Source organism: Streptomyces sp. A1277, assembly GCF_004795015.1.
Classification (GTDB): Bacteria; Actinomycetota; Actinomycetes; order Streptomycetales; family Streptomycetaceae; genus Streptomyces.
In genome coordinates this window covers 73073-97739 of sequence record NZ_SSBI01000018.1, presented here as the reverse complement: position 1 = coordinate 97739, position 24667 = coordinate 73073, and the positions used below count along the sequence as shown (strand labels likewise).

General features: G+C 72.8%; 20 protein-coding genes. 10 read left to right on the top strand and 10 right to left on the bottom strand.

The window, feature by feature from the left end:
• Positions 1-5: 5 nt before the first annotated feature.
• Positions 6-2327 (bottom strand): heavy metal translocating P-type ATPase, encoded by a 2322-nt coding sequence (locus tag E6R18_RS14785; protein WP_206308286.1) that lies wholly within the window; start codon positions 2325-2327, stop codon positions 6-8.
• Between the two features lie 251 nt (positions 2328-2578).
• On the opposite strand from E6R18_RS14785, the gene E6R18_RS14780 reads away from it, so the two are divergent.
• Together E6R18_RS14780 and E6R18_RS14775 are read left to right on the top strand one after the other, a co-directional pair.
• Complete coding sequence (locus E6R18_RS14780; protein ID WP_136317346.1) at positions 2579-3268, top strand: copper homeostasis protein CutC; 690 nt, start codon at positions 2579-2581, stop codon at positions 3266-3268.
• 466 nt (positions 3269-3734) lie between these two features.
• Positions 3735-6371 carry a glycoside hydrolase family 9 protein gene (locus E6R18_RS14775; RefSeq protein WP_136317345.1) on the top strand — a complete coding sequence of 879 codons (2637 nt, stop codon included), beginning with the start codon at positions 3735-3737 and terminating at the stop codon, positions 6369-6371.
• A 50-nt stretch (positions 6372-6421) separates the two neighbouring features.
• On the opposite strand, the gene E6R18_RS14770 is transcribed toward E6R18_RS14775, so the two are convergent.
• Positions 6422-8494, bottom strand: a complete 2073-nt coding sequence (locus tag E6R18_RS14770; RefSeq protein WP_136317344.1) for a UvrD-helicase domain-containing protein — start codon at positions 8492-8494, stop codon at positions 6422-6424.
• A gap of 411 nt (positions 8495-8905) precedes the next feature.
• Here E6R18_RS14770 and E6R18_RS34030 point away from each other — a divergent pair, with 411 nt between their 5' ends.
• A complete protein-coding gene (locus E6R18_RS34030; RefSeq protein WP_168712351.1) occupies positions 8906-9079 on the top strand; it encodes a hypothetical protein in 174 nt (57 codons plus the stop codon).
• A 22-nt stretch (positions 9080-9101) separates the two neighbouring features.
• On the opposite strand, the gene E6R18_RS14765 is transcribed toward E6R18_RS34030, so the two are convergent.
• Positions 9102-10745 carry a DNA repair helicase XPB gene (locus E6R18_RS14765; RefSeq protein WP_136317343.1) on the bottom strand — a complete coding sequence of 548 codons (1644 nt, stop codon included), beginning with the start codon at positions 10743-10745 and terminating at the stop codon, positions 9102-9104.
• A 277-nt stretch (positions 10746-11022) separates the two neighbouring features.
• Here E6R18_RS14765 and E6R18_RS14760 point away from each other — a divergent pair, with 277 nt between their 5' ends.
• Entirely contained in the window at positions 11023-12054 is a 1032-nt protein-coding gene (locus tag E6R18_RS14760) for an NAD-dependent epimerase/dehydratase family protein (protein ID WP_136317342.1), read from the top strand.
• A gap of 3 nt (positions 12055-12057) precedes the next feature.
• Here the strand turns inward: E6R18_RS14760 and E6R18_RS14755 are convergent, their stop codons facing one another.
• Complete coding sequence (locus E6R18_RS14755) at positions 12058-13275, bottom strand: hypothetical protein (protein WP_136317341.1); 1218 nt, start codon at positions 13273-13275, stop codon at positions 12058-12060.
• 55 nt (positions 13276-13330) lie between these two features.
• Here E6R18_RS14755 and E6R18_RS14750 point away from each other — a divergent pair, with 55 nt between their 5' ends.
• From E6R18_RS14750 to E6R18_RS14740, 3 genes are all read left to right on the top strand, one after another.
• Complete coding sequence (locus E6R18_RS14750; RefSeq protein ID WP_346764987.1) at positions 13331-13924, top strand: lanthionine synthetase LanC family protein; 594 nt, start codon at positions 13331-13333, stop codon at positions 13922-13924.
• A 95-nt stretch (positions 13925-14019) separates the two neighbouring features.
• Positions 14020-14895, top strand: a complete 876-nt coding sequence (locus tag E6R18_RS14745) for a thiopeptide-type bacteriocin biosynthesis protein (protein ID WP_240799731.1) — start codon at positions 14020-14022, stop codon at positions 14893-14895.
• 142 nt (positions 14896-15037) lie between these two features.
• Complete coding sequence (locus tag E6R18_RS14740; RefSeq protein ID WP_136317339.1) at positions 15038-15511, top strand: DUF4429 domain-containing protein; 474 nt, start codon at positions 15038-15040, stop codon at positions 15509-15511.
• A gap of 123 nt (positions 15512-15634) precedes the next feature.
• Here the strand turns inward: E6R18_RS14740 and E6R18_RS14735 are convergent, their stop codons facing one another.
• On the bottom strand, positions 15635-18079 hold the full coding sequence (locus E6R18_RS14735) for a helicase C-terminal domain-containing protein (RefSeq protein ID WP_136317338.1): 2445 nt from the start codon (positions 18077-18079) through the stop codon (positions 15635-15637).
• Between the two features lie 85 nt (positions 18080-18164).
• On the opposite strand from E6R18_RS14735, the gene E6R18_RS14730 reads away from it, so the two are divergent.
• A complete protein-coding gene (locus tag E6R18_RS14730; RefSeq protein WP_136317337.1) occupies positions 18165-19223 on the top strand; it encodes a hypothetical protein in 1059 nt (352 codons plus the stop codon).
• Positions 19224-19421: 198 nt separating this feature from the next.
• Positions 19422-20036: an HAD family hydrolase gene (locus E6R18_RS14725; protein ID WP_136317336.1), complete on the top strand. Its 615-nt coding sequence runs from the start codon at positions 19422-19424 to the stop codon at positions 20034-20036.
• 13 nt (positions 20037-20049) lie between these two features.
• Here the strand turns inward: E6R18_RS14725 and E6R18_RS14720 are convergent, their stop codons facing one another.
• On the bottom strand, positions 20050-20283 hold the full coding sequence (locus tag E6R18_RS14720; RefSeq protein ID WP_136317335.1) for a hypothetical protein: 234 nt from the start codon (positions 20281-20283) through the stop codon (positions 20050-20052).
• A gap of 212 nt (positions 20284-20495) precedes the next feature.
• Between E6R18_RS14720 and E6R18_RS35255 the strand changes: the two genes are divergently transcribed.
• Entirely contained in the window at positions 20496-20879 is a 384-nt protein-coding gene (locus E6R18_RS35255; RefSeq protein ID WP_136317334.1) for a cold-shock protein, read from the top strand.
• A 153-nt stretch (positions 20880-21032) separates the two neighbouring features.
• On the opposite strand, the gene E6R18_RS14710 is transcribed toward E6R18_RS35255, so the two are convergent.
• Genes E6R18_RS14710 through E6R18_RS14695 form a run of 4 tightly spaced genes read right to left on the bottom strand, consistent with a single transcriptional unit; the run spans position 21033 to position 24548 of the window.
• Positions 21033-21896: a 1,4-dihydroxy-6-naphthoate synthase gene (locus E6R18_RS14710; RefSeq protein ID WP_136317333.1), complete on the bottom strand. Its 864-nt coding sequence runs from the start codon at positions 21894-21896 to the stop codon at positions 21033-21035.
• A complete protein-coding gene (locus E6R18_RS14705) occupies positions 21871-22581 on the bottom strand; it encodes a futalosine hydrolase (protein ID WP_136317332.1) in 711 nt (236 codons plus the stop codon). The genes E6R18_RS14710 and E6R18_RS14705 overlap by 26 nt, the downstream gene beginning before the upstream one ends.
• 29 nt (positions 22582-22610) lie before the next feature.
• Positions 22611-23090, bottom strand: a complete 480-nt coding sequence (locus E6R18_RS14700) for a DUF2771 domain-containing protein (RefSeq protein ID WP_136317331.1) — start codon at positions 23088-23090, stop codon at positions 22611-22613.
• Between the two features lie 27 nt (positions 23091-23117).
• The gene (locus tag E6R18_RS14695) at positions 23118-24548 is read right to left on the bottom strand and encodes an MFS transporter (RefSeq protein ID WP_136317330.1); all 1431 of its coding nucleotides are present in this window, start codon (positions 24546-24548) and stop codon (positions 23118-23120) included.
• Positions 24549-24667 lie beyond the last annotated feature (119 nt).

Sequence of the window (24667 nt, the reverse complement as noted above, 5' to 3'; positions counted from 1 at the left end):
ACCCCCTACGCCCCCGCCCGGAACCCGCGCAGCCGCAGCGAGTTGCCGACCACGAACACCGATGAGAACGCCATCGCCGCGCCCGCGATCATCGGGTTCAGCAGGCCCGCCGCGGCCAGCGGCAGCGCGGCCACGTTGTACGCGAACGCCCAGAACAGGTTCGTCCGGATGGTGCCGAGCGTCCGGCGCGCCAGCCGGATCGCGTCGGCCGCCGCCCGCAGGTCGCCGCGCACCAGCGTCAGGTCGCCCGCCTCGATCGCCGCGTCCGTGCCGGTGCCCATCGCCAGGCCCAGGTCGGCCTGGGCGAGGGCGGCGGCGTCGTTCACCCCGTCGCCGACCATCGCCACCGAACGGCCCTCGGCCTGGAGGCGCTTGACGACGTCCACCTTGTCCTGCGGCATGACCTCCGCGTACACCTGGTCGATCCCGACCTCGGCCGCGACCGCCTCGGCCACCGCCCGGTTGTCGCCGGTCAGCAGGATCGGGGTCAGGCCGAGCCCGCGCAGCCGCACGATCGCCTCCGCGCTGGTGTCCTTCACCGCGTCGGCCACCTCCAGCACCGCGCGCGCCTCGCCGTCCCAGGCGACCGCGATGGCCGTACGCCCCTGAGCGGCGGCCTCCGTCAGTGCGGCGGCCAGTGTGTCGGGGAGGCCGATTCCGGCGTCGGTGAGCAGCCGGGGGCGCCCCACCAGGACGGCGTGGCCGTCCACGACGCCCCGGACGCCGAGGCCGGGGACGTTGGTGAAGTCCTCGGGGGTGGGCAGGGGTGTGCCGGTGCGGTCGGTGGCGCCGGTGGCGACGGCTTGGGCGATGGGGTGTTCGGAGGCGTGTTCCAGGGCGCCGGCGAGGCGGAGGGCTTCGGTCTCGGTCGTGGTGGGCGTGGTGTGGACGGCCTGGAGGGTCATGCGGCCGGTGGTGACCGTGCCCGTCTTGTCGAGGACGATCGTGTCGACCTGGCGGGTGGATTCCAGGACTTCGGGGCCCTTGATGAGGATGCCGAGCTGTGCGCCGCGTCCGGTGCCGACCATGAGGGCGGTCGGTGTGGCGAGGCCCAGGGCGCACGGGCAGGCGATGATCAGGACGGCCACCGCCGCCGTGAACGCGGCCGTGAGGCCCGCCCCGGTGCTCAGCCAGAAGGCCAGCGTGCCGAGCGCCAGCACGATCACCACGGGGACGAACACCGCCGAGATCCGGTCCGCCAGCCGCTGCGCCGCCGCCTTGCCGTTCTGCGCGTCCTCGACCAGCTTCGCCATCCGGGCCAGCTGCGTGTCGGCGCCGACCCGGGTCGCCTCGACGACGAGCCGGCCGCCCGCGTTCAGCGTCGCGCCGGTCACCGGGTCGCCGACCGCGACCTCGACGGGGACCGACTCACCCGTGAGCATCGACGCGTCCACCGCCGAACCGCCCTCCACGACCACGCCGTCCGTGGCGATCTTCTCGCCCGGGCGGACCAGGAAGCGGTCGCCGACCCGCAGGTCCGCCGTGTCCACGGTCACCTCGCGGCCGTCGCGCAGGACGGTGACCTCCTTCGCGCCGAGCTCCAGGAGCGCCTTCAGCGCGGCGCCCGCCTTCCGCTTGGAACGGGCCTCGAACCAGCGCCCGGCGAGGATGAACGCGGTGACGCCGGCGGCGGCTTCGAGGTAGATGTTCCCGGCGCCGTCGCCGCGGCCGATGGTCAGCTCGAAGGGGTGCGTCATGCCGGTCATCCCGGCGGTGCCGAAGAACAGCGCCCACACCGACCACAGGAACGCGGCCGAGGTGCCGACCGAGATCAGCGTGTCCATCGTGGCCGCGCCGTGCCGGGCGTTGGTCCACGCGGCCCGGTGGAAGGGCCAGGCGGCGTAGGTGACGACGGGCGCCGTGAGGGTGAGCGAGAGCCACTGCCAGTAGTCGAACTGGAGCGCCGGGATCATCGCCATCGCGATCACAGGCACCGCGAGCAGGACGGCCGTGACCAGCCGCTGCCGCAGCGGACGCAACTCGTCCGCCTCCTCGGCCGGGGCGTCGGCCGCGCCCTCGGTACGCACCGGGGGAGCGGGCTCGTGCGCGGTGTACCCGGTCTTCTCGACCGTGGCGATGAGGTCCTGGACCGAGACGTCGGCGCCCTCGTAGCTGACGTGGGCCTTCTCGGTGGCGTAGTTGACGGTGGCGGTGACGCCGTCCATCCGGTTGAGCTTCTTCTCGATACGGGCCGCGCACGAGGCACAGGTCATGCCCCCGATGGCGAGCTCGACCTCTGCGGCGCCGACGGTCGTGCCGGCAGCGGTGCCGGCAGCGGTGCCGGCAGCGGTGGTGGCTGCGGTGGTGGCTGCGGTTTGCGCGGACACAGTGCCCTCCTCTGCGAGTGGAGTAATACCCCGGGGGGGTATCCCCTTGTGTCTCCTGTATACCCCCACCCCCTATCCATCCGCAAGGGTGATCCTTCGGCGGGGCCCGGCCCGCGCGCGGCCGGGCGCCGGTCGTGCGTTTGACCTCGCGTATCTTCACGTTCACGGTGAGGGCTGCGCCGCCGGGCTACCGCCCCGTAGGCTGGCCATTGGACTAGACCTATAGCTGCTTCCTGGAGGATTGGGTTCCCATGAGCAACCGTGCAGTCCTGGAGGTGATCGCTCTCGACGCGGAGGACGCGGTCGCTGCCCAGGCGGGTGGTGCGGACCGGCTTGAGCTGGTCACCGACATGGCGGCGGACGGCCTCACCCCGTCCTGTGCGACCTTCGCGGCGATCCGCGCCGCGGTGGACATTCCGCTGCGCGTGATGCTCAGGGTCGCCGACGGCTTCGCGGCCGGCGACGTCGACGTACTCGTACGCAAGGCCCGCGAGCTGCGGGCCGAGGGCGCCGACGAGTTCGTGCTCGGCTTCCTGGACGCGGACGGCAACCCCGACCTGGTCGCGGTCGAACGGCTCGTCGCCGAGCTGGAGGGCTGTCACTGGACGTTCCACCGCGCGATCGACCGCGCCGCCGACCGGGACGCCCTGCGCAAGGCCCTCGCGGATCTGCCGGGCCTGGACACGTACCTCACGGCCGGTTCGGCCGCCGGGGTGGACGAGGGCATCCCCACGCTGGTGGTCGAGGCGGCCCGCAAGGGCGAGCCGGGGTACGAGGCGCAGATCCTCGTCGGCGGCGGCCTGCGCCTGGACCACCTGCCGGAGCTGCTGGACGCGGGCATCGACGCCGTGCACATCGGCGGCGCCGCCCGCCCGGCCGGCTGGTCCGGCCCGGTGGACGCGGCGGCGGTGCGCGAGTGGCGGGACGTGCTGGACGCGTAGCCCTTGGGCGAGCGGCATTCCTGAAGGCCGGCCCGGTCCGGGGCGGGGGTTTTGTCCTCAAGCGCCGGACGGGCTGGGTTCGGCCGTACGCGGGGTGCGCCTTCACCCGTTGGGCGGGGGCGGGCCCCGGACTCCTCAAAATGGCGCGTTCACCCGGGTACGCGGGGGGCCCGGGGCGTATGCCGTTTTCTGCGGGGACCGCCCTGTACGCCCCCACCGGCCGCCTCGCGGGTGCGCGCCGGTGGTCATGACTGTCGCGGACGCGGGTCCCCGGGTGCGGTTTCCGAGTGCGGCTGTCATGACCCTGGCGTAACAGCGGCACCCCGCTCCACAATGGCTGCGCGGTGATGGGAACGCTCCCATGATGCGCCTCCCCGGCATGCCCGTCTGTCGTGGGAGCGCTCCCATCGCCTTGAACCCGCTCGGCTGCCCGTCACACCCCACCCGCTCTGACGAAAGGCCCCCGGTGAACGCCTCCCCACCCCCGTCCCCCGCCCGCCGCAGACACCGCGCGCTCGGAGTGCTGGCCCTCGCCGCACTGTTCGGCGGCGCCCTCACCGCGCCCGGCGCCGCCGCCGCGGACGACGACCCCGCCCCGGAGCAGATCACCAACGGCGACTTCTCCGCCGGGACCGCGCCCTGGTGGTGGACGGCCAACGCGCCCGCCGCGGTCGTGGACGGCCGGCTCTGCGCCGACGTGGAGGCGGGAACCGCCAACCCGTGGGACGCGATCGTCGGCCAGAACGACATCCCGCTCATCGCCGGGGAGACCTACACCCTCACCTACACGGCCACCTCCACCGTCCCGCTCTCCATCCACACCAACGTGCAGATGGCCACCGAGCCGTACACCACCGACCTCTCCGCGACCGACCGCATCGGCGCCGAGGCGGTCCCGGTCACCCATGTCTTCACCGCGACCGCCGACCGGGACGCCGCCCAGGTCGCCTTCCAGATCGGCGGCGGCGCCGAGGCGGCCACCTTCTGTGTGGACGACGTGTCCCTGCGCGGCGGCGCCGAACCGCCCGTGTACGAGCCCGACACCGGCTCGCCGGTCCGCGTCAACCAGGTCGGCTACCTCCCCAAGGGTCCCAAGACCGGCACCCTGGTCACCGACGCGACCGACCCGCTGCCGTGGACGCTGAAGGCGGCCGACGGGGCGGCGGTCGCGAGCGGGACGACCGTGCCGGGCGGGGAGGACCCGACCTCCCGGCAGAACGTCCACACCTTCGACTTCAGCGACGTCACCACCACCGGTGACGGCTTCACGATCGAGGCGGACGGGCAGGTCAGCGAGCCCTTCTCGATCCGCGCCGACCTCTACGACAGCCTGCGCTCCGACTCGCTCGCGTACTTCTACCAGAACCGCAGCGGCATCGCGATCGACGCGGACCTCGTCGGCGAGGAGTACGCGCGCCCGGCGGGCCACCTGGACGTCGCGCCCAACAAGGGCGACACCGACGTGCCGTGCCAGCCCGGGGCCTGCGACTACCGGCTCGACGTGCGGGGCGGCTGGTACGACGCCGGCGACCACGGCAAGTACGTCGTCAACGGCGGCATCGCGGTCGCCGAGCTGATGGACACCTACGAGCGGACCCTGACCGCAGACGGGGCGGAGTCCGCCGAACTCGGCGACGGCGCGCTGCGGGTGCCCGAGCACGGCAACGACGTGCCCGACATCCTGGACGAGGCGCGCTGGGAGCTGGACTTCCTGCTGCGCATGCAGGTCCCGGCCGGGAACCCGCTGGCCGGAATGGTCCACCACAAGGTGCACGACGCCCAGTGGACCGGCCTGCCGATGCGGCCCGAACTCGACCCCGAGCAGCGCGAACTGCACCCGCCGACCACCGCCGCCACCCTCAACCTCGCCGCGACCGCCGCCCAGTGCGCCCGGCTGTACGAGCCGTTCGACGCGGACTTCGCGGCCGAGTGCCGTACCGCCGCCGAGACGGCGTGGGCCGCGGCGAAGGCCCACCCGGCCGTGTACGCCAGCCCCGCGGACGGCGTCGGGGGCGGCACCTACGAGGACGACGACGTCAGCGACGAGTTCTACTGGGCCGCCGCCGAGCTGTTCACCACCACCGGCAAGGACACCTACCGCCGGGCCCTGCTCGACTCGCCGCTGCACGGTGACGCCGACGCGGCCTTCCCCGCCGACGGCGGCATGTGGTGGGGCGGCACCGCCGGGCTCGGCGTGCTGACCCTGGCCACCGTGCCCAACGACCTGACCGCCGGCCAGCTCGCCGACGTACGCGCGGTCGTCACCACGGCGGCCGACCGCTACGCGCGGCAGACCCGGGACCAGCTGTACGGCGTGCCGTACGCCCCCGCGGGCCAGAACTACACCTGGGGCTCCAACAGCCAGGTGCTGAACAACATGATCGTGCTGGCCACCGCCGCCGACCTCACCGGCGAGGCCGCCTACCGCGACGCCGTCCTGCGCGGCGCGGACTACCTGTTCGGGCGCAACCCGCTCAACCAGTCCTACGTCACCGGGTACGGCGAGCGCTTCTCGCGGAACCAGCACCACCGCTTCTGGGCGCACGAGTCCGACCCCGCCCTGCCCCACCCGCCGGCCGGCTCCCTCGCGGGCGGCCCCAACCTCACCGCCCCCACCTCGGGCGACCCGGAGGCCGCGGCGAAGCTCAAGGGCTGCGCGGCCGCGATGTGCTACCTCGACGACAACGGCTCGTACGCCACCAACGAGGTCGCCATCAACTGGAACGCCCCGCTCGCCTTCGTCACCTCCTACCTGGACGACGCCGGCGACGGCGCCGGCCCGGACCGCGCCTGCCGGGTCACGTACTCCTCGCACCCGTGGAGCACCGGATCGACCACCACGGTCACGGTGAAGAACACCGGCACCGAGGCCGTCACCCCCTGGTCCCTGACCTGGCTGCTGCCCGGCGACCAGAAGCTCAGCCACACCTGGAGCGCCGAAATCGCCCAGTACGGGCGGACGGTGACGGCGGCCCCGCTGTCCTGGAACCGGACCCTCGCACCGGGCGCCTCGGTCGACTTCGGCTTCAACAGCACCGTCTCCGGCCCGGCGGCAGACCCGGGCACGGTCAAGCTGAACGGGAGGGCCTGCACGGCCGGCTGACCGGGGCGGGGGCGGGGGTGTGCACAGGCCCCCCGCCCCCACTCCGCCTCCTACGCCAACTCCTCCGGCAGCGGCGCGGAGTGAAGCACCGTAAGCCCGGACACCGCACGGGTCAGCGCCACGTACAGCCGGCGCAGGCCCGTGCGCGCGTCCGGCTCCCCGTCGACCACCGCCGCCGGTTCGTCCAGCACCACGTAGTCGTACTCCAGGCCCTTGGCCAGCGACGCCGGGACCAGGGTCAGCCGGGACTCGGCGGTCGTCTCCTGGCCGGGGGAGAGGTAGGGGTGACCCGCCGCCGTCAGGGCCTCGGCCAGCGCCGGGATACGCGCGTCGGCGGCGATCAGACCGGTCGACCCCTCGTGCCCGAGCGCCTCCTCGCACGCCGCGACCACCGCCGCGTCCAGCGCCTCCGGGCCCGCCACCTCCCGTACGGACAGCGAACCGGGCGACTCACGCACCGACTCCACCGCCGTCAGCCCCGGCGAGATCACCGGCAGCAGCCGGGAGGCGTACGCGATCACATCGCGCGGCACGCGGAAGCCCGCAGTCAGCTCCTCCACCACCGCGTCCGCCTTGCCCAGGTGGTGCAGCGCCTGCTCCCAGCTCTGCGTCGACCACGGCGTCGTGCCCTGCGCCAGGTCGCCGAGCACGGTCGCCGAACCGGTCGAGCAGCGGCGGCCGACCGCCCGGTACTGCATGGGGGAGAGGTCCTGCGCCTCGTCGATCACGACATGGCCCAGCGAGTGCGTACGCGCCACCAGGTCCGCCGCCTCGTCGATCAGCACCGCGTCCGCCGCCGACCACTTCGCGGACTTCACACTGCGGGCCGGCTTCGTCCACAGGATCGCCTTCTGCTCGTCCTCGGACAGCAGCCCCTGTGCGTGCGCCGCCAGGAACTCCGGGTCCGACAGCAGCCGCAGCACCAGCTTCGCCGGGTCCACCGCAGGCCAGACCGCCTTCACCGCCGCCTTCACGGCGGGGGTGCGGGCCACCGCGTTCTGCACCCGGTCGTCGGGCGCCTCGCCCGCCTCCTCCATCCGCACCAGCACCGCGTGCGCGATGCGCTGCGGCAGCGCCTCGTGCGCGGCCCCGTACCGCATGTCGCGGGCCAGCAGCTCCTGGACCATCTCCTCGATCTCGTACGCCGGGACCCGCCAGCGCCGCGAGCCGCGCACCACCATCACCGGCTCGGTCGGCGGCGTCACGTGCGACCTGAGCGCCCGCCGCAGCACCTCGGCCATCCGCGCGTCGCCCTTCACGACGGCGGCCCGCGCCTCGTCCGTGCCCCGCACCTCGACCTGCGCGCCCACCAGGTCCTCGACCGTCGCCTGCTTCACCTCCAGCTCACCGAGGGCGGGCAGCACCTGCTCGATGTAGTGCAGGAACGACCGGTTCGGCCCGACCACCAGGGTCCCGGTGCGGGCCAGGCGCTCGCGGTGCGCGTACAGCAGATACGCCACCCGGTGCAGGCCCACGGCCGTCTTCCCGGTGCCGGGCCCGCCCTGCACGCACACCGTGCCGCCCAGCTCGCTGCGGACGATCTCGTCCTGCTCCGGCTGGATCGTCGCCACGATGTCCCGCATCGGCCCGACACGGGGCCGCTCGATCTCCGCCTGGAGCAGCTTGCTCGTCTGCTCCGCCTCCGCCGGGTCGGTCAGGTGCTCGTCCTCGTACGCGGTCAGATCGCCGCCCGTGTACCCGAAACGGCGCCTGCGGCCGACGTCCAGCGGGTCCTTGCGGGACGCCCGGTAGAACGGCTGCGAGACCGGCGCACGCCAGTCGATGACCATCGGGTCCCCGGCGGCGTCGTGCACGTGGCGGCGCCCGATGTAGAACTGCTCGCCCTCCGCACCCTCCGCCTCCTCGGCCCCGACCACGTGGAGATAGTCGAGCCGCCCGAAGAAGAGCGGGGTGTGCGAGAGGTCGGCGAGCGACTTGATGCGCTCGTCGATCTGCGCCTGAAGCACGGCTGCGTTCACCCAGTTCGCCGTGACATCGCGGATGTCCAGGGCCTGGGCGTCCTCCCGCATGGCGCGCAGCGCGGCGCGCGAGGCCGCGAGATGGGCGCGCTCATGGGCGAGGGGGTCGGTGGTGGTGTCGCTCTCGAATTCGTGCGCGGGCACGGTGTTGCCTCCGGCATTCAACGCAGGACGGCGGACCGCAACCCGTCCCCGGTGCAAGGGGGTCGATGCGGTCCGCTCGGGGATCGATCACTGGTACGTACGGGGACGCACGTACGGTTGTCGGCCGGTTTCCGTCCGGTCGGCGGCGCTCCCCCGGCTGCCGGCGCGGGCCCTCACGGGCCGCCGGTACCACGGTGCGGGAGGCGGGCAGAGCGGCGAGTGTACCGGCGGCCCGTCCCGCGCGCGAACGGATTACCGCCCTCCCGAAGCCCCTCCCTCGGCCCGTCCGTCCCGTAGGGGGCGTGTCCGTCCCGTAGGGGACGCCGTGCGACCCCAGGCGTACGCGCGTCGCCCCGTGCTTCCGACTCCGGGCCGACGCCCCGGCCCGGCCGCCCGGAGCACCATGGATACATGAGCACCGTCACCCTGGACCCACGAAGGACCGGCGCCACCGCGGCCCCCGGTCACCCCCACAACCGCGCCTCCGGCGCCCTGCGCGCCGTCAAGGTCTTCGCCCAGGCGGTCTTCGGCGTCGTCGTCCTCGGCGAGTACGCGGAGGAGGCGGGGGTACGCCGTACGCGCTGAACGCGCGCCCCCGCCCCGCCCCTCAGCTCTCCGACAGCAGCTCGTCCGCGTCCACGATCCGGTACGCGTAGCCCTGCTCGGCCAGGAACCGCTGGCGGTGCGCCGCGAAGTCCTGGTCGATCGTGTCGCGCGCGACGACCGAGTAGAATCGCGCCTCGTGCCCGTCCGCCTTCGGCCGCAGCACCCGGCCCAGGCGCTGCGCCTCCTCCTGGCGCGAACCGAACGTCCCCGACACCTGGATGGCGACCGTCGCCTCCGGCAGGTCGATGGAGAAGTTCGCCACCTTCGACACCACCAGCACGTTCAGCTCGCCCTGCCGGAAGGCTTCGAACAGCTTCTCGCGCTGGGCGTTGCTCGTCTCGCCCTTGATCACCGGGGCGTCCAGGTGCTCGCCCAGCTCGTCCAGCTGGTCGATGTACTGCCCGATGACCAGCGTCTGCTCGCCCTTGTGCTTGCGCACCAGCGCCTCGGTGACCTTCCGCTTCGTCGCGGTCGTCGCGCAGAACCGGTACTTCTCCTCCGTCTCGGCGGTCGCGTACGCCAGCCGCTCCGAGTCCGTCAGATTGACCCGGACCTCGACGCAGTCCGCCGGGGCGATGTAGCCCTGCGCCTCGATCTCCTTCCACGGGGCGTCGAACCGCTTGGGCCCGATCAGCGAGAAGACGTCCGACTCGCGCCCGTCCTCGCGCACCAGCGTCGCGGTCAGCCCGAGGCGGCGGCGGGCCTGGAGGTCCGCGGTGAACTTGAAGACCGGGGCCGGCAGCAGGTGCACCTCGTCGTAGACCACCAGGCCCCAGTCGCGGGAGTCGAACAGCTCCAGGTGCGGGTAGACGCCCTTCCGGCGCGTCGTCAGCACCTGGTACGTGGCGATCGTGACCGGCCGGATCTCCTTCCTGGTCCCGCTGTACTCGCCGATCTCGTCCTCGGTCAGCGACGTCCGCTTCACCAGCTCGTGCTTCCACTGCCGGGCGGAGACGGTGTTCGTCACCAGGATCAGCGTGGTCGCCTTCGCCTGCGCCATCGCGCCCGCCCCGACCAGCGTCTTGCCCGCGCCGCACGGCAGCACGACGACCCCGGACCCGCCGTGCCAGAACCCCTCGACGGCCTGCTTCTGATACGGCCGCAGCGACCAGCCGTTCTCGTCCAGCTCGATCGGGTGCGCCTCGCCGTCCACGTACCCCGCGAGGTCCTCGGCCGGCCAGCCCAGCTTCAGCAGCGTCTGCTTGACCTGCCCGCGCTCGGACGGGTGCACCGCCACGGTGTCCGGGTCGATCCGCGCCCCGACCAGCGGCTGCACCTTCTTCGACCGCAGGATCTCCTCCAGCACCGGCCGGTCCGTCGTCGTGAGCACCAGCCCGTGCACGGGGTGCTTCGACAGCGTGAGGCGCCCGTACCGGCCCATCGTCTCGGCGATGTCGACGAGCAGCGCGTGCGGTACGGGGTAGCGGGAGTACGTCACGAGCGCGTCCACGACCTGCTCGGCGTCGTGCCCGGCCGCTCGGGCGTTCCACAGCCCGAGCGGGGTCAGCCGGTAGGTGTGGATGTGCTCGGGCGCGCGCTCCAGCTCCGCGAACGGCGCGATGGCCCTGCGGCAGGCGTCGGCCTGCTCGTGGTCGACCTCCAGAAGGAGCGTTTTGTCGCTCTGGACGATGAGGGGTCCGCTCACGCGCTTCGGCCCTTTCGGCTAGGGGAAACGTCCAGTGTGCCGTATGCGGGGGCGGGCGTGTCGGTGCTTGCCCCGGTCCGGGGCGCGGGGTTCCGTCCTCTAGCGCCGGACGGGCTGGGTTTGGACCTGCCCCCATTCACCGGGTGGAGGCGACCCGCGCCCCGCGGAGCGACCCGCACAAGCCCAGCCCGTCCGGCGACTGTGGATGGAATTCCGCCCGGCAGTCCGAGTCCGACCGCCTTCCGCGACTGCTGTTCGGCACGGCAAGATCGCCGTCATGAAGATTCTCGTACTCGGCGGAACCTGGTTCCTGGGACGGGCGGTCGCACAGGCCGCGCTCGATCGCGGGTGGGAGGTGACGGTCTTCAACCGTGGCCGGTCGGGAATCGCACCCGAGGGCACCCGGGGGGTCCACGGTGACCGCACGGTCGTCGCGGACTTGGTGCGGCTGGCGGGCGAAGGCCCTTGGGATGCCGTGGTGGACACCTCCGCGTCCGACATGGCACCGCGCGACGTCCTCGCCGGCGCACATGCCCTGGAACCGGTAGCGGGCCGATACGTCTACGTCTCCACGGTGAACGCCTACCGCGGCTGGCCCGACGAACCGCTCTCCGAGGACTCGCACGTGCTGGACGGTCCACCGGACGCCGATGCTGATTATGGGCGGCTCCCCGAGGGCTGGGACGGACCGGACTGGTACTACGGCCGGCAGAAGGCTGGTGCTGAGAGGGCCGTCACCACGATGTTCGGCGACGACCGCACGGCCGTCCTTCGGCCGGGCGTGATCCTCGGGCCCGGTGAGTATGTCGGCCGGCTCCCCTGGTGGCTCAACCGCGCCGCGCGCGGCGGCCCGATGCTCGCCCCGGGCGCCGCGGACAAGGGTATCCAGCCCATCGACGTACGTGACGTGGCCGCGTTCGCGCTGGACCGGGCCGCAGACGACCACGGTGGCGCGTACAACTGCGTCGCGCCGATCGGCCGGGACACCATGGGGGACCTTCTTGCCTCCTGCGTTCTCGCCACTGAAGGCGGCGCACGATTGGCATGGGCGCCGGACAAGCTGCTCCTGGACCATGGGGTCCAGCAGTGGACGGAGCTGCCACTGTGGCGTACGCACTCCGGTGTGTGGCGGATCGAGTCCACGCGGGCCCAGGGAGCAGGGCTGGTGTGCCGACCACTGGCGGACACCGTTGCCGACACCTGGGCGTGGCTTCGGGGCGGGGGCATGCCGGTGGAGCACCCCCGCTGGGCCGAGCACGGGATCACGCCCGAGAAGGAGGCTGTGATCCTGGCCGCGCTCGGCCGGTAGCAGTCAGGCTTCGATCGCGAGCGGGTTCGCAGCGCCGAGCCGACGGGTCGGGGACAGCGCGCTGAACGCCTCGATCTGTTCGGCCAGCTCAAGCGCCACAGGCGCGTTCCGGAACTCGGTGCGAGTGAGCTCGATCCGCGCCGCTGTGAGCCGCTCCAACAGACCGGAGCCTCGCCAGCCCGGCGGCACATGAAAAACTGTGGTCAGCGCCTCCTGGGCTCCCTCGACCTGGTTGCGAAGCAATCGTGCACGGGCCAGGTCGACGGCTGCCGGGCCGGACACCGGGATCTGCTGCTCATCGGCGGGGCGCGCGTGGACCAGGGCGAGTGCCCTTGTGGCGAACTCCTCCGCGCCCTCGGCGTTCCGCAGTAGCAGGCATGTCGTCGCGTTGCTCATGGCCGTACGGGCGGCGTCGAAGGCGAACTCGCCGCCGATGTCGTCGTGCAGCTCGTCCCGGCGGCCGCTGCTCTGGCCGAGTGCATCGCGGACGGCCCGCTCAGCCTGGTCTTCGTTGCGCAGATGCCCGTGCGCTCGGGCCTCGATGGAGTAGAGGCGGCGGCGGGCGGTATCTCCCAGCCCGCCGAACTGCTGGCCCGACTTCGCGAGCCGTACGGCCTCTCCGGGACGCCCGCCCCAGAACGCCATGAAGGCCATCATCCCGTAGGCGTACGCCTGCACCGGTCCGTTGTTGATGGTCTTGCCGTACTGCGCGGAGGACCGGGCGAAGGTGACGGCGGGCGCCAATGCGCCTAGGTCGAAAGAGACCGCGGCGAGCATCGCGCTGGCCTGCGCCGCCGCGTAGTAGAGGCGTGTGTGCTGCTCGGGGGACCGGGTGCGTTCGACCAGCACCTGTGCTTGGTTCAGCAGGTTCGTCGCGTTCCGGTAGACCTCGCCCGGGACTGTCTGACCATACGTACGCGCCAAGTGAGCCAGATCGTCATGGAGCTGGTCCAGGGTCAACTCGTGCAAGTGCAGCGAGGCGGCCTCACTGGCGTGTGAGGCGGCATCCCGAGCGGTCATCAGCAGTTCACTTTCGTCGAGCACGGGCGGAGCAGGGGCCCGAGCGGATCCCCCCGGCTCGAGCTCCCGGACGGCGGAGGCCGAGCCGAACAGGTCTCCCACGGGCATCCGGAACATGCGCTCCAGCACCCGGGCAGTGGGAGCGTGCGGCGTCGTCTTGACTCCCCCGTGCTTGAGGAAGCGCTCGTAGTGACGCGCCACGGGAGCTGGGGCGACTTCATGGCCCTCGCTCCGTACTGCTCGGCAACGCGGGCGTATCACCGGCCCGCTCCTCCTCCTGGCTCAAGCCCTGCGCCTCGGCATCACCGTCAACGGTCACCGCGAAGCCATGTGGACCATCTGCGAACACCTCGACACCTGGTGCCGGCGCAGTCCCTCCGGTGCCTGGTGGCCCGAGCACATCTCGCGCCGTGACTTCGACCGTACGCAGCCTCACCATGACGCCCCCACCCGACCGAGTTGGTGCTACGGGACGACGGGCATCGCACGGGCCGGCCAACTCGCCGGGATCGCCCTGCACGCTCCCCATCTCCAGGCGTTCTACGAGGGCGCCTTGTACCGGGCCCTGACTGACCCCGAACAACTCGCCCACGTCACCGACACCGGCCTGTGCCACGGCTGGGCAGGCATCTACCAGACCGCCTTCCGTGCCGCCGCCGACGCCCTCGATCCCCGCCTCCGGACGCTCCCACAGAGCCTCGGGGACACTCTCGCGGCGAACGTCCGACCCGGCGGCCTCCCGGCTACCGGGCTGATCAGCGGCGCCGCCGGCACCGCGCTCGCCCTCACGACCTACGCCTCGCAGCAGGCCCCGATCACCGGATGGGACTCATGTCTCCTGATCAACTGACTCAGGCGGAACCGCCCTCCATCCGGAGCGCGGCCCTCGCTGTGCTCACCGGACTACCGATTGCCGACGCCGCACGCCGGTGCCGGGTGGACACCGTGACCTTGGCCGACGCCGTGAAGGTCTACGACCAGGCCGGCCGAGAAGCCCTGGGCCGTTGCTTCGCAACCACCAACTGGTGGCAGGCATACCTCCACTTCACCGACTGGGCGAATGCCGACACCATCTTCACCACGCACGTGCTGCCTGTCCTGCGAGACGCTGAAGCCGACCACGCCGTCGATGGCTGGTGGTACACCCGGAAGTACCCGTGCTGGCGCCTGCGTCTGCGCGTACGACCGGGATCCGGCGTTGGGTTGGCTGTCGGCGACGACTTGGATCGCCTCGTCGCCGACGGGCATGTCCAACGGTGGTGGCCCGGCATCTACGAGCCGGAGACCGCGGCATTCGGAGGGGCGGCCGGCATGGCCGCCGCGCACGGCCTGTTCATCACCGACAGTCGGCAGGCGCAACAGTTGCGGCAGCGCAACGAACTGGCCGTGGGGCCTCGCGAGCTGTCGGTTCTCCTCTGCACGATCATGATGCGCGCCGCCAAGCTGGAGTGGTACGAGCAGGGAGACGTCTGGCACCGCGTCATCACGGAAGAGGGCCGCTCAGTCATCAACGATGTCCCGACCAGCAGTCTCGAAGCCCGCGCCCAGGAGATCCGGCCTCTGCTCCTCGCAGACAGCAACATCCTGCTGCGCCCCGGCGGACCGCTGGAGCCCGTCAGCGAGTGGGCCGCCGCCTTCCGCGACGCGGGACAGGAACTCGGCCATGCCGTCAAGGAAGGAACGCTCGACCGCGGGTTGCGACGGGTACTCAGCTATCACGTGCTCTTCCACTGGAACCGCCTCGGACTGTCCATGCGGGGACAGAGCATCTTGGCCGGGGCAGCCAGGTCCGCGATCCTCGACACCAGGAACCAGGCATAGCAAGCCGTGTCTGCCCATCCGGCCACCGCTCGGGTACGAGTTCCCACACGGTTTGTCGGGCTGATCAGCCTCTTGCTCACTTTCCTTCACGTACCTTCCACATGTGTGGCACCCTGCCTTCACAAGAAACGAAGGGGTGCCAGTGACACAAGTGTCAGGTCAGGGCGGACAGATCGAGTTCGATGGCCAATACATCACCATCACCCGTAAAGGGTTTCTCGCTCGCGCCACCCATGGCAAGGGTGAGAAGCGGCTTCACATCAGCCAAGTCGCCGCGATCCAATGGAAGCCGGCGGGCCCGCTGGTCAACGGTTTCATCCAGTTCACCGTTCCCGGAGGGAACGAGGTCCGGGGCAGGCTCGGCTCGCAGACATCGAATGCTGCGAAGGACGAGAACTCAGTCGTCTTCACCAAGCAGCAGATGCCGGCCTTCGAGGAGCTGCGCGCCCGACTCGACGCGGCAATCCTGGCTCAGCACACCTCGCAGCACGCCGCACCTGCCGCTACGTCGTCATCGGTAGCTGACGAGCTGACCAAACTCGCCGGTCTCCGAGAGGCAGGCATTCTTACCCCCGAAGAATTCGACGCGCAAAAGTCTCGCATCCTCGGCCAGTGACTCCGAGTCCGGCCTGCTTCCGCAGTTCAGTGGGCGATGCATTGCGCCCCGACGAAACAAACGCCACTCAAGCCCGTCCGGCGATTGAGGACGGAACCTTCCGCCCCTGACCGGGGGCAACCGCTACTCCGCCAGCTCCGCCACGCCCGTGATCCGGTGGAGGGGATACGTGCGGACCTCGTCCGCCGTGTGGTCGTACGCGGTCACGAAGCCGCCCTCCACTCGTACCGGGGCGATCACGCGCTGGCTCGCGGTGCCTTCCGCGTTGACGTAGCCGATCCAGACCGCGGAGCCGGTCATCGCGGCGGCCTGGACGGTGACCAGGGTCTCGGCGGGTGTCGTCCGGGGCAGGGGGCCGCCGGGCGACGCGGCGGCCTCGGCGTCCTTGTGGACGACCGTCGCGGCGGTGTCGCCGGCCCGGATCGCCCGGACCGCCGCGCCGAGCAGCGTGGGGTCGGGGACGGGCGGGCCCTCGGGGACGGGGACGGGCGCGGAGCGGGGCGGGGTGCGGTGGGCGCCGGCGCGGGTGATCAGGACGTCGCCGTCGGCGGACTCCGCGGCGGGCGCGTAGCCCATGTCGCGCAGGCCGTCGAGGAGGGCCGCCGGGTCGGTGCGGGCGGCAAGGACCGTCGGGGCGAGCCTGCGCAGCCGCAGCGCGGCGGACCGCTTGTCGGCCAGGATCTCGTTGAGGACGGCCTCGTCGTCGCAGCGCACGTAGGAGGAGGCGGCACCGATGCGCAGGTGCCCGTGGCGGCGGGCCACGTCGTCGATGAGGTAGCTGAGCGGCTGCGGCACCGGCGTACGGCTGTGCGCGGCGAGGAAGGCGTGCAGGTCGGCGGCGGTCTGCCCGGCGTCCAGGGCGCGCCGCACGGACCCGGGCGTGAACCGGTACACCGTCGCACCGCCCTTCGACTCGATGTCCGCGAGCGCCCCGAGCACCTCGGCGAGCGGGCGTTCCAGCGGGCCCGGCGCGACGGCGGTGAGGTCGGCCTGGAGGAGGACGTGGTCGAGGGGTTCGGGGAGGAGCGGGGCGAGCCGGGCGGCGGCCTCGGCGGGGCCGCCGGTGAGCAGCGCGCGGGTCTGGGAGGCGAGCGCGCCGCGCCCGGTGATGCCGAGGAACTCGGACTCGGTCAGCGTCCACAGGGCGATCCGGGACCGCAGATCCGTGGCGTCCCCGGCGGTCGCGGCGGTCCCGCGCAGGGGGCGTTCCCAGCGGAGCCGGGCGAGCACGGTCTCCGGGTCGGGCGCGGTGCCGGCGGGCAGTTCGGCGAGCAGGGCGAGGACGCGGTGGCGGACCTCCGGCGCGGCGGAGCGGTCCAGGTCGGGGCCGAGGGCGGACAGCGCGCGGCCCTTGGCGTCCTGGCCGCCGACCAGCCCCGAGGCGCGGGTGGCGGTGAGCCAGGCGGTGGCGAGGGCGACCCAGCGGTCCTGGGCGGGCAGCTCGGCCCATTCGTCGTACGCAGGGGTCGGCGCGTACCGCTCGTCCGCCTCGCCGTCGGAGGCCAGCAGCCCGGCCGCGTACGCGAGTTCGACCCAGAACGCGGCGACGGGTTCGGAGACGTCCAGCGCGGCGGCGGTCTTCCTCAGCTCGCGGACGCTGAGCCCGCCGGCCCGCAGGACGGTGGGGCCGCCGCCGTTCCACGCCTTGAGCAGTTCCTCGACGGTGGCGACCGCCAGGAACGCCTGGCCGGCCGCGGCGCTGTCCACAGCCTGTGGATCGCGTTCGGCGACGGCGGCCACGGCGGGCGGCCGCGGCTCGGGCACCCGGTGGGCGCGCCCGGCCCGCAGGTGCAGCGCGGCCTCGCGGGGCAGTACGACGGTGCGGGTCGAGACGGGCAGCAGCAGGCCCCGGTCGCGCAGCCACCTCACGGGCGGGGTCGGGTTCGGCGTCACCTCCCCGTACGGCGGCCCCCAGACGAGCCGGTCGAGCACCGCCAGGGCCTCCATGGGGGCGGTGTCGAGGAGTTCGCCCATCCGGGTGCGGTCGGTGAACAGCGCGGTCAGGGCGGTCACCGCGGAGACCGGGTCGTGGGTGGCGGGCAGCCCCGCGGCGGCCAGGATCTCCTGGAGCCGGCCGGGCGACATCCCGGCGGTGGCCTCGGCGACGGTCGGCCCGAGACCGGTGGGGGAGGGGTGCTGCGGCGACGGCGACAGCAGCTCCCTGGCCGTACGCACCAGCCGCAGCCGGTCGTCCTCGCCCCACACGAGGGCCTGCTCGCGCAGGGTTGCGAGGGCGCCGGGCAGCGCGGCGGTGATCGCGGCGCCCGCGTCGTCGCGGTGCTCGCCGTCGTCCTGCCCGTCACCGGTGAGCAGGCTCAGCAGGGTGGCGTACGGGGCGGGGTCGGGCGTGACCGCCAGCGCCTCGGCGGTCTGCAGGGCGAACCGGTCGAGGTGTTCCAGGGCGCGGACGACGGACGCACGGGTGCCGGCCCGCGTGGCGAGCTGCGTGATGTCGCCCGGCACGGGGGAGAGGAGATCGGGTCGCGCCCGCAGCAGCCCGGCCAGTGACTCGTCGTCCCGGGCGCGCAGAGCCTCGGCGAGCGTGCGCGGTGGTGTGGTCGTCCCCATCCGCCCCACGGTAGTCGCTCCGGACAGCCGCGAGGGCGCTACCGTCGGTGCAGTGCGGTAGCGGGGAACCGAGGGGAACCATCGCGTGGGGATCGAGAGCGACCAGCTGGTCTACGACTATCTGAGCCGGGTCGGGGACCTGGCGCAGCGGCAACAGCTGTCGTCGGGCGTACGGATGCGGCTCGTGGCGGAGCTCCGGACCGAGATCGAACGGCAGCGCGCGGCCCAGGCGGCTGACACGCCCGGGGCGGTACGCCGCATCATCGGCACGCTCGGTACGCCGGACGAACTCGTCGAGGCGGCGGCGCGGACGGGCGTGGCGGCGCCGGCGCCGCAGACCCGGGAGGAGGGCCGGCCGGAGGCCACCACCAAGATCCCCAGCCCGCGCCGGCCGAAGCTCCGCCTCCGGAAGGACCCCCTCAGGAAGGACCCTCTCCGCAAGGACGCGCCCCAGGAGCGCGAGCCGGTGCCGCCCCCGCCCCAGCCCTCCGCCCCCCACCGGGCCGGCACGGACGAGCTGGGCCCCGACGGCGGCGAACCGGACTGGTGGCGCGTCGAGCCGGGCCCCTTCGGCGAGTTCGGACCCGGGACGGAGGTCCCCGGCTTCCGGGGCGGCGTGGAGATCCCCGAGATCCTGCGCCCCCCGGCACCGGAGGAGGACGAGGAGGACGAGGAACCGGAGCGATCCGGGGAGCCTCGCGAGCCCGAGGACGAAGAAGAGGCGGCGCTCCCCGAGCGGCGCCGGAGGCGCTGGCTGCCGAAGGTACGCCGCTCCCGCCCCACGGACGCGGCACCCGCCGCCTCCCCCCGGGGCTTCGGCCACCCCCTGCTCCTGCTCGCCGCCGCCCTGCTGGTCACCGGCGCGGTGATGGGCTCACTGCTGGCCCTGGGCGGCGGCTGGCTCCTCGCGTACGGCTCCCGGAAGCTGTCGCGCGCGGAGGCGAAGTGGGCGGCCCTGGGCCTGCCCGGGGTGGTCGCGGCGGGCGCCGTGGTCTGGCTGTGGGGCCGCATGGAGGGCCGCTGGGGCACCCCCATCCCGGAACACGGCATGGCGGACGCCCTGAGCGACGTGTGGCCGATCACGGTACGCACGGCGGCGGTGGCCTCGGCGGCCTTCCTGCTCTGGCGGGCAAGGCGCCGATAACCGCCCTTGCCGGCCCGCCCGCGGCCTTCCCGCGGCCCCGGCCCGTCCGCGCCCCCACCCGTCCGGCGCCCATCCCAGCCCGTCCGGCGTTTGAGGACGGAACCGTCCGTCGGGGGGAAGGCCGGGCTCACGTGCGTGGACGAGCAATGGCTCGTAACCCCGCCCCCGGCCGCAGGCCGGCCCGGCACAATGGACGCCATGGCCTCGCACCCTCTTACGGTCGGCTTCGACCTGGACATGACGCTCATCGACTCCCGCCCCGGCATCAGGACCGCCTTCGTGGCGCTCGCCGCCGAAACCGGCGCCGTGATCGACGCCGACCTGGTGGTGAGCCGTCTCGGCCCGCCGCTGGAGCACGAGCTCGCGAACTGGTTCCCGCCCGGCGAGGTGGCCGTGATGGCGGAGCGGTTCCGGGAGATGTACCCCTCCCACGCGATCACCTCGACGCTCGCCATGCCGGGCGCCCGGGAGGCGGTCGACGCGATCCGGGAGCGGGGCGGGCGGACGATCGTCGTCACCGCCAAGTACGAGCCGAACGCGAAGCTGCACCTGTCGCACCTCGGGATCGAACCGGACGTGCTCGTGGGCGACCTCTGGGCGGAGCAGAAGGCGGTGGCCCTGAAGGAGCACGGGGCCACGGTCTACGTGGGCGACCACATAGGCGACGTACGCGGCGCCCGCGCGGCGAACGCCGTCTCGGTGGGCGTCACGACGGGCCCGTGCGACGCGGAGGAACTGCGTGCGGCGGGCGCGGACATCGTCCTGTCGTCGCTCACGGAGCTGCCCGCCTGGCTGGAGGCGTACGCGTCGTAGGGCCGGAAGAGCCCTACTCCCCGGCCCCCGCGCGTGCCCCCGCCCGTACCGACCGCACCACGCCCGCCGCGGCGATCAGGAAACCGGCGCCCATCAGCATGCAGAGGGACCAGAAGACGGACGGCAGGGGACGGGTGCCGAGGAAGAGGGGGGCCATGGTGGCGAGGGTGGAGAGGGCGCCGACGAGGAAGACGATCGCGCCGATCCGGACGAGCCGGTCGCCCGGGCCAGAAGATGGAGTACTCACCCCGCCAGGGTAGTTCCCGGGCACGCCGAAACCGCGCCCGGGCGCCCTGCGGGTGAAGCAGGTGCCGTTTCCGGACACAGTCCGGATGACCAGGCTTGACGAGGGGTACTTCACCTGTGGAGGCTTCAGCCAGCAGGGGAAGCACGACCACAGGACGGCCTGACCTGCTGAGGGCTTTGTTCCGGCATACGGGTTGAGATGGGGTGCGTGCTTTGCCGACTGGCAAGGTCAAGTGGTTCAACAGCGAGAAGGGCTTCGGCTTCCTCTCCCGCGACGACGGCAGCGACGTCTTCGTGCACTCGTCCGTGCTCCCGGCCGGGGTCGACGCCCTCAAGCCCGGCCAGCGCGTCGAATTCGGCGTGGTCGCCGGTCAGCGCGGTGACCAGGCGCTTTCCGTGGCGATCCTCGACCCCACCCCGTCCGTCGCGGCCGCCCAGCGGCGCAAGCCGGACGAGCTGGCGTCGATCGTCCAGGACCTGACCACCGTCCTGGAGAACATCACGCCGATGCTGGAGCGCGGCCGCTACCCCGACAAGGCCGCGGGCGCCAAGATCGCCGCTCTGCTGCGGGCGGTCGCCGACCAGCTCGACGTGTGAGCCGTGGCGCGACCTCGACGTGTGAGCCGTAGCGCGACCTCGACGTGTGAGCCGTAGCGCGACGCGGGTGCGGACGCCCTGACCGGGCCGCTGGCACCCGCTTCTCGTGCGAGCGACGGCGGCACCGACCGCGCAACGGTGTGCCCGGGCACGTCAGACGAACGACAGCGCGTCCGGGCCGAGCGGCGGGACCAGGCCCTCGGCGGCGGCGCGGGTCAGCAGGCCGCGGATCGCGGCGTAGCCGTCCTCGCCCAGATCGGCGGTGAACTCGTTGACGTACAGGCCGATGTGCTGGTCGGCGACGGACGGGTCCATCTCCTGCGCGTGCTCCAGCACGTACGGGCGGGACGCCTCCGGGTCGTCCCAGGCCATCCGTACCGACGCGCGCACCGACTCGGCGAGCAGCTTCAGCGTGTTCGCGCCGAGTGACCGCTTGGCGATGATCGCGCCGAGCGGGATCGGCAGGCCGGTGGTGTCCTCCCAGTGCCGGCCCATGTCGGCCAGGTTGTGCAGGCCGTAGTTCCGGTACGTGAAGCGCGCCTCGTGGATGACGAGACCGGCGTCCACCTTGCCGTCCCGTACAGCGGGCATGATCTGGTCGAACGGCATGACGACGATCTCGCCGACCCCGCCCGGCACCACGTCGGCGGCCCAGAGACGGAACAGCAGGTAGGCGGTGGAGCGCTCGCTCGGTACGGCGACGGTCTTCCCCGTCAGGTCGGTGTCCGCCCCGCGGGTGAGGACGAGCGGGCCGCAGCCCCGGCCCAGTGCCCCGCCGCACGGCAGCAGCGCGTACTCGTCGAGGACCCAGGGCAGCACCGCGTACGACACCTTGAGCACGTCCAGCTCGCCGCGCTCGGCCATGCCGTTGGTGAGGTCGATGTCGGCGAACGTGACGTCGAGCGCGGGCGCGTCGGGGACCCTGCCGTGCGCCCAGGCGTCGAAGACGAACGTGTCGTTCGGGCACGGCGAGAAAGCGATGCGCAGCGCGTCAGCTGCCGGTGTCGTCTCGGTCATGGCGGGTCCAGCCTTCCAGTACGGGTATGAGCTTCCCGAACGCCTCGGTCAGCGCCAGCAGCGCGTCGCCGATGCGCCAGGCGTCGCGGTCGCGCGGGCCGACCGCGTTCGACACGGCCCTGATCTCCAGGGCGGGCACACCCCGCAGGCCGGCCGCCTCCGCGACCCCGAAGCCCTCCATGGCCTCGGCGAGGGCGCCGGGGTGCGCGGCGATGAGGGCGGCGGCGCGTTCCGCCGTGCCGGTGACGGTGGAGACGGTGAGGATCTCGCCGGTCCGGGCGCCCGTCGCGGCGGCCGTCTCCCGTACCAGCGCGGGCGGCGGCGCGAACCGGTCGCGGCCGAAACCGAGCGCCGTCACCGGCAGGAAGCCGTCCGGAGTGTCCGCGCCCAGGTCGGCGGCCACGATCGCGCTCGCGACGACGAGCGAGCCCGGCGGGGCGGACGGGGCGAAGCCGCCGCCGATGCCCGCCGAGATCACCAGGTCGTAGCACGTGGCCGCCAGGGCGTACGCGGCCGAGGCCGCCGCCGCGGCCGGTCCCGCGCCGCCCGCGAGGACGTCGAGCGGGCCCGCCCGGTGGATCTCCGCCCCCGGCACCGTACGCACGGCCACGTCGGAGGCGTCCCCGTACGCACGCGTGACCGCGTCCCGTTCCACCGGGACCGCGGTCACGACGAGCACACGCACGAAGAGGGTCCTTCGAGTTCAGGAGGGGGTCAGTCGGTCTTCTTCAGCTCGAAGTGCCAGATACCGACCAGGTCCTTGCCCTTCGTCTCCACCACGCTGATCTGCGTCTTGTCGGTGGTCTCGCCGGTCTGGCTGGAGAAGAAGGCGCTGCCGGGGATGGAGCGGTACGTCTTCTTGTACGGCTCCTGCTCGGCCTGCTGGCCGTTGATGAACAGCGTCCAGCCGTTGTCCGCGATGGTGGGGTCGACGCCGAAGCGGACCTTGTCGTCCATCCCGACCTTGACGGTCTTCTCCGCCTTCTCGTTGAGGCAGCTCTTGTACTCGGATTCCTTGAGGGCCTTGCCGTCGTTGTAGCAGGTGGCCTCGGTGTTCACCGAGTCGTCGCCGACCGTCACGGTGGCGAGCGGCGTCGGCTTGTCGCAGGCGGAGAGGACGAGGAGTCCCGCGGACACGGCACCAAGAGCGACGCCGATTCGACGGCCCTTACCGGAGAAGAACGCAACGGTCATGGGCCGAAGGCTATCGGTCGCTCCGGCTCACGCCACGCGGGGGTGCGGCGAGCCGCGCCGCGCGGCGCCCAGCAGCCCCCGTACGGAGGTGGACGCGCCGAGCGCCAGGAGGCCCGCGGCGACCGACATGCCCAGTACGCCGTTGAGGGGGAGGGCGATCCCGATCGCGCCGCCGGCCACCCAGGCCATCTGGAGCAGTGTCTCGGAGCGGGCGAACGCGGAGGTCCGCACCTCCTCCGGCACATCGCGCTGGATCATCGCGTCCAGCGACAGCTTCGACAGGGCCTGGGTGAGCCCCGCCGTCGCGGCGAGCGCGGCGACCATGACCGTACTGAAGAAGACGGCCGCGAGGACCGCGACGCCCAGGGCCAGGCCCAGCACCGAGGCGATGATGATCTCGGGGCCGCGGGCCCGGAGCCAGGAGCCCACCGCCGTGCCCAGCGCGTTGCCCACACCGGCCGCCACGCCGACGATGCCCAGCGAGATCGCGGCGCTCTGCCCGGCCAGCGGGTGCTCGCGCAGCAGGAACGCCAGGAAGAAGATCAGGAAGCCGGAGAGCGCGCGGTGCGCGGCGTTGGCCTGGAGCCCGTGCATGACGGACGGGCCGACGGAGCGCAGCCCCGGCCGCCTCTCGCCGTTCTCCTTCCGCTTGCGCTCCTTGCGCCCGCTCCTGCGGTCCGAGGACCGCAGCGGTTCCGGCCGGGGCGCGCTCTCGCCGTGCGGCGGTACCAGCTGCGCCTTGCGCTCGCCCTTCGCCGAGTCCACCTTGGGCGGCAGCGTGAACGCCAGGGCCGCGCCGCCGGCGAAGATCACGCACGCCCCGTACAGCGGCCACGGCGGGCCGATCGTCTGCAGCCCCGCCCCGATCGGCGCGGCGGCCCCGGTGGCCAGCAGCCCGGCGAGGGTCACCCGGGAGTTCGCCTTCACCAGCGAGAACCGCGGTGGCAGCAGCCGCGGTACGACGGCGCTGCGCACCACCCCGTACGCCTTCGAGCAGACCAGCACGCCGAGCGCCGCCGGGTACAGCTCCAGGCCGCCGGTGGCGACCGCGGCCGACATGGTGAGCGCCAGCAGGGCACGGGCCAGCATGGAACCGGCCATCGCGGCCCGCCGGCCGTGCGGCAGGCGGTCCAGGAGCGGGCCGATGACCGGGGCGAGGAGGATGAACGGCGCCATCGTCACCGCGAGGTACAGCGCGACCCGGCCGCGCGCCTGGTCCGTCGGTACGGAGAAGAACACGGTGGAGGCGAGCGCGACGGTGATCATCACGTCGCCCGCGCCGTTCACCGCGTGCAGCTCGATCAGTTTGCCGAGGCCGCTCTCGCCGGCCCCGTGCGCGTGCGTCGCCCTGCGGATGGAGCGCGCGGCGCCGGTGAACGGGTACTTCAGGGCACGGCCGATCGACCGCCCCGTCCTGCGGAGCGGGCCGGGACCGTCGTGCGACCTGGCAGAAGCCACTTGGTCATAGTGCCCCAGGACCGGGCGATGCGAACCGGCATACGGGCGGGGCACGAGCGGGACCGCCCCGTCGGGTCAGTGATCGACCAGGTGGCGGGGGGTGCGCGGGGGCCTGCGGG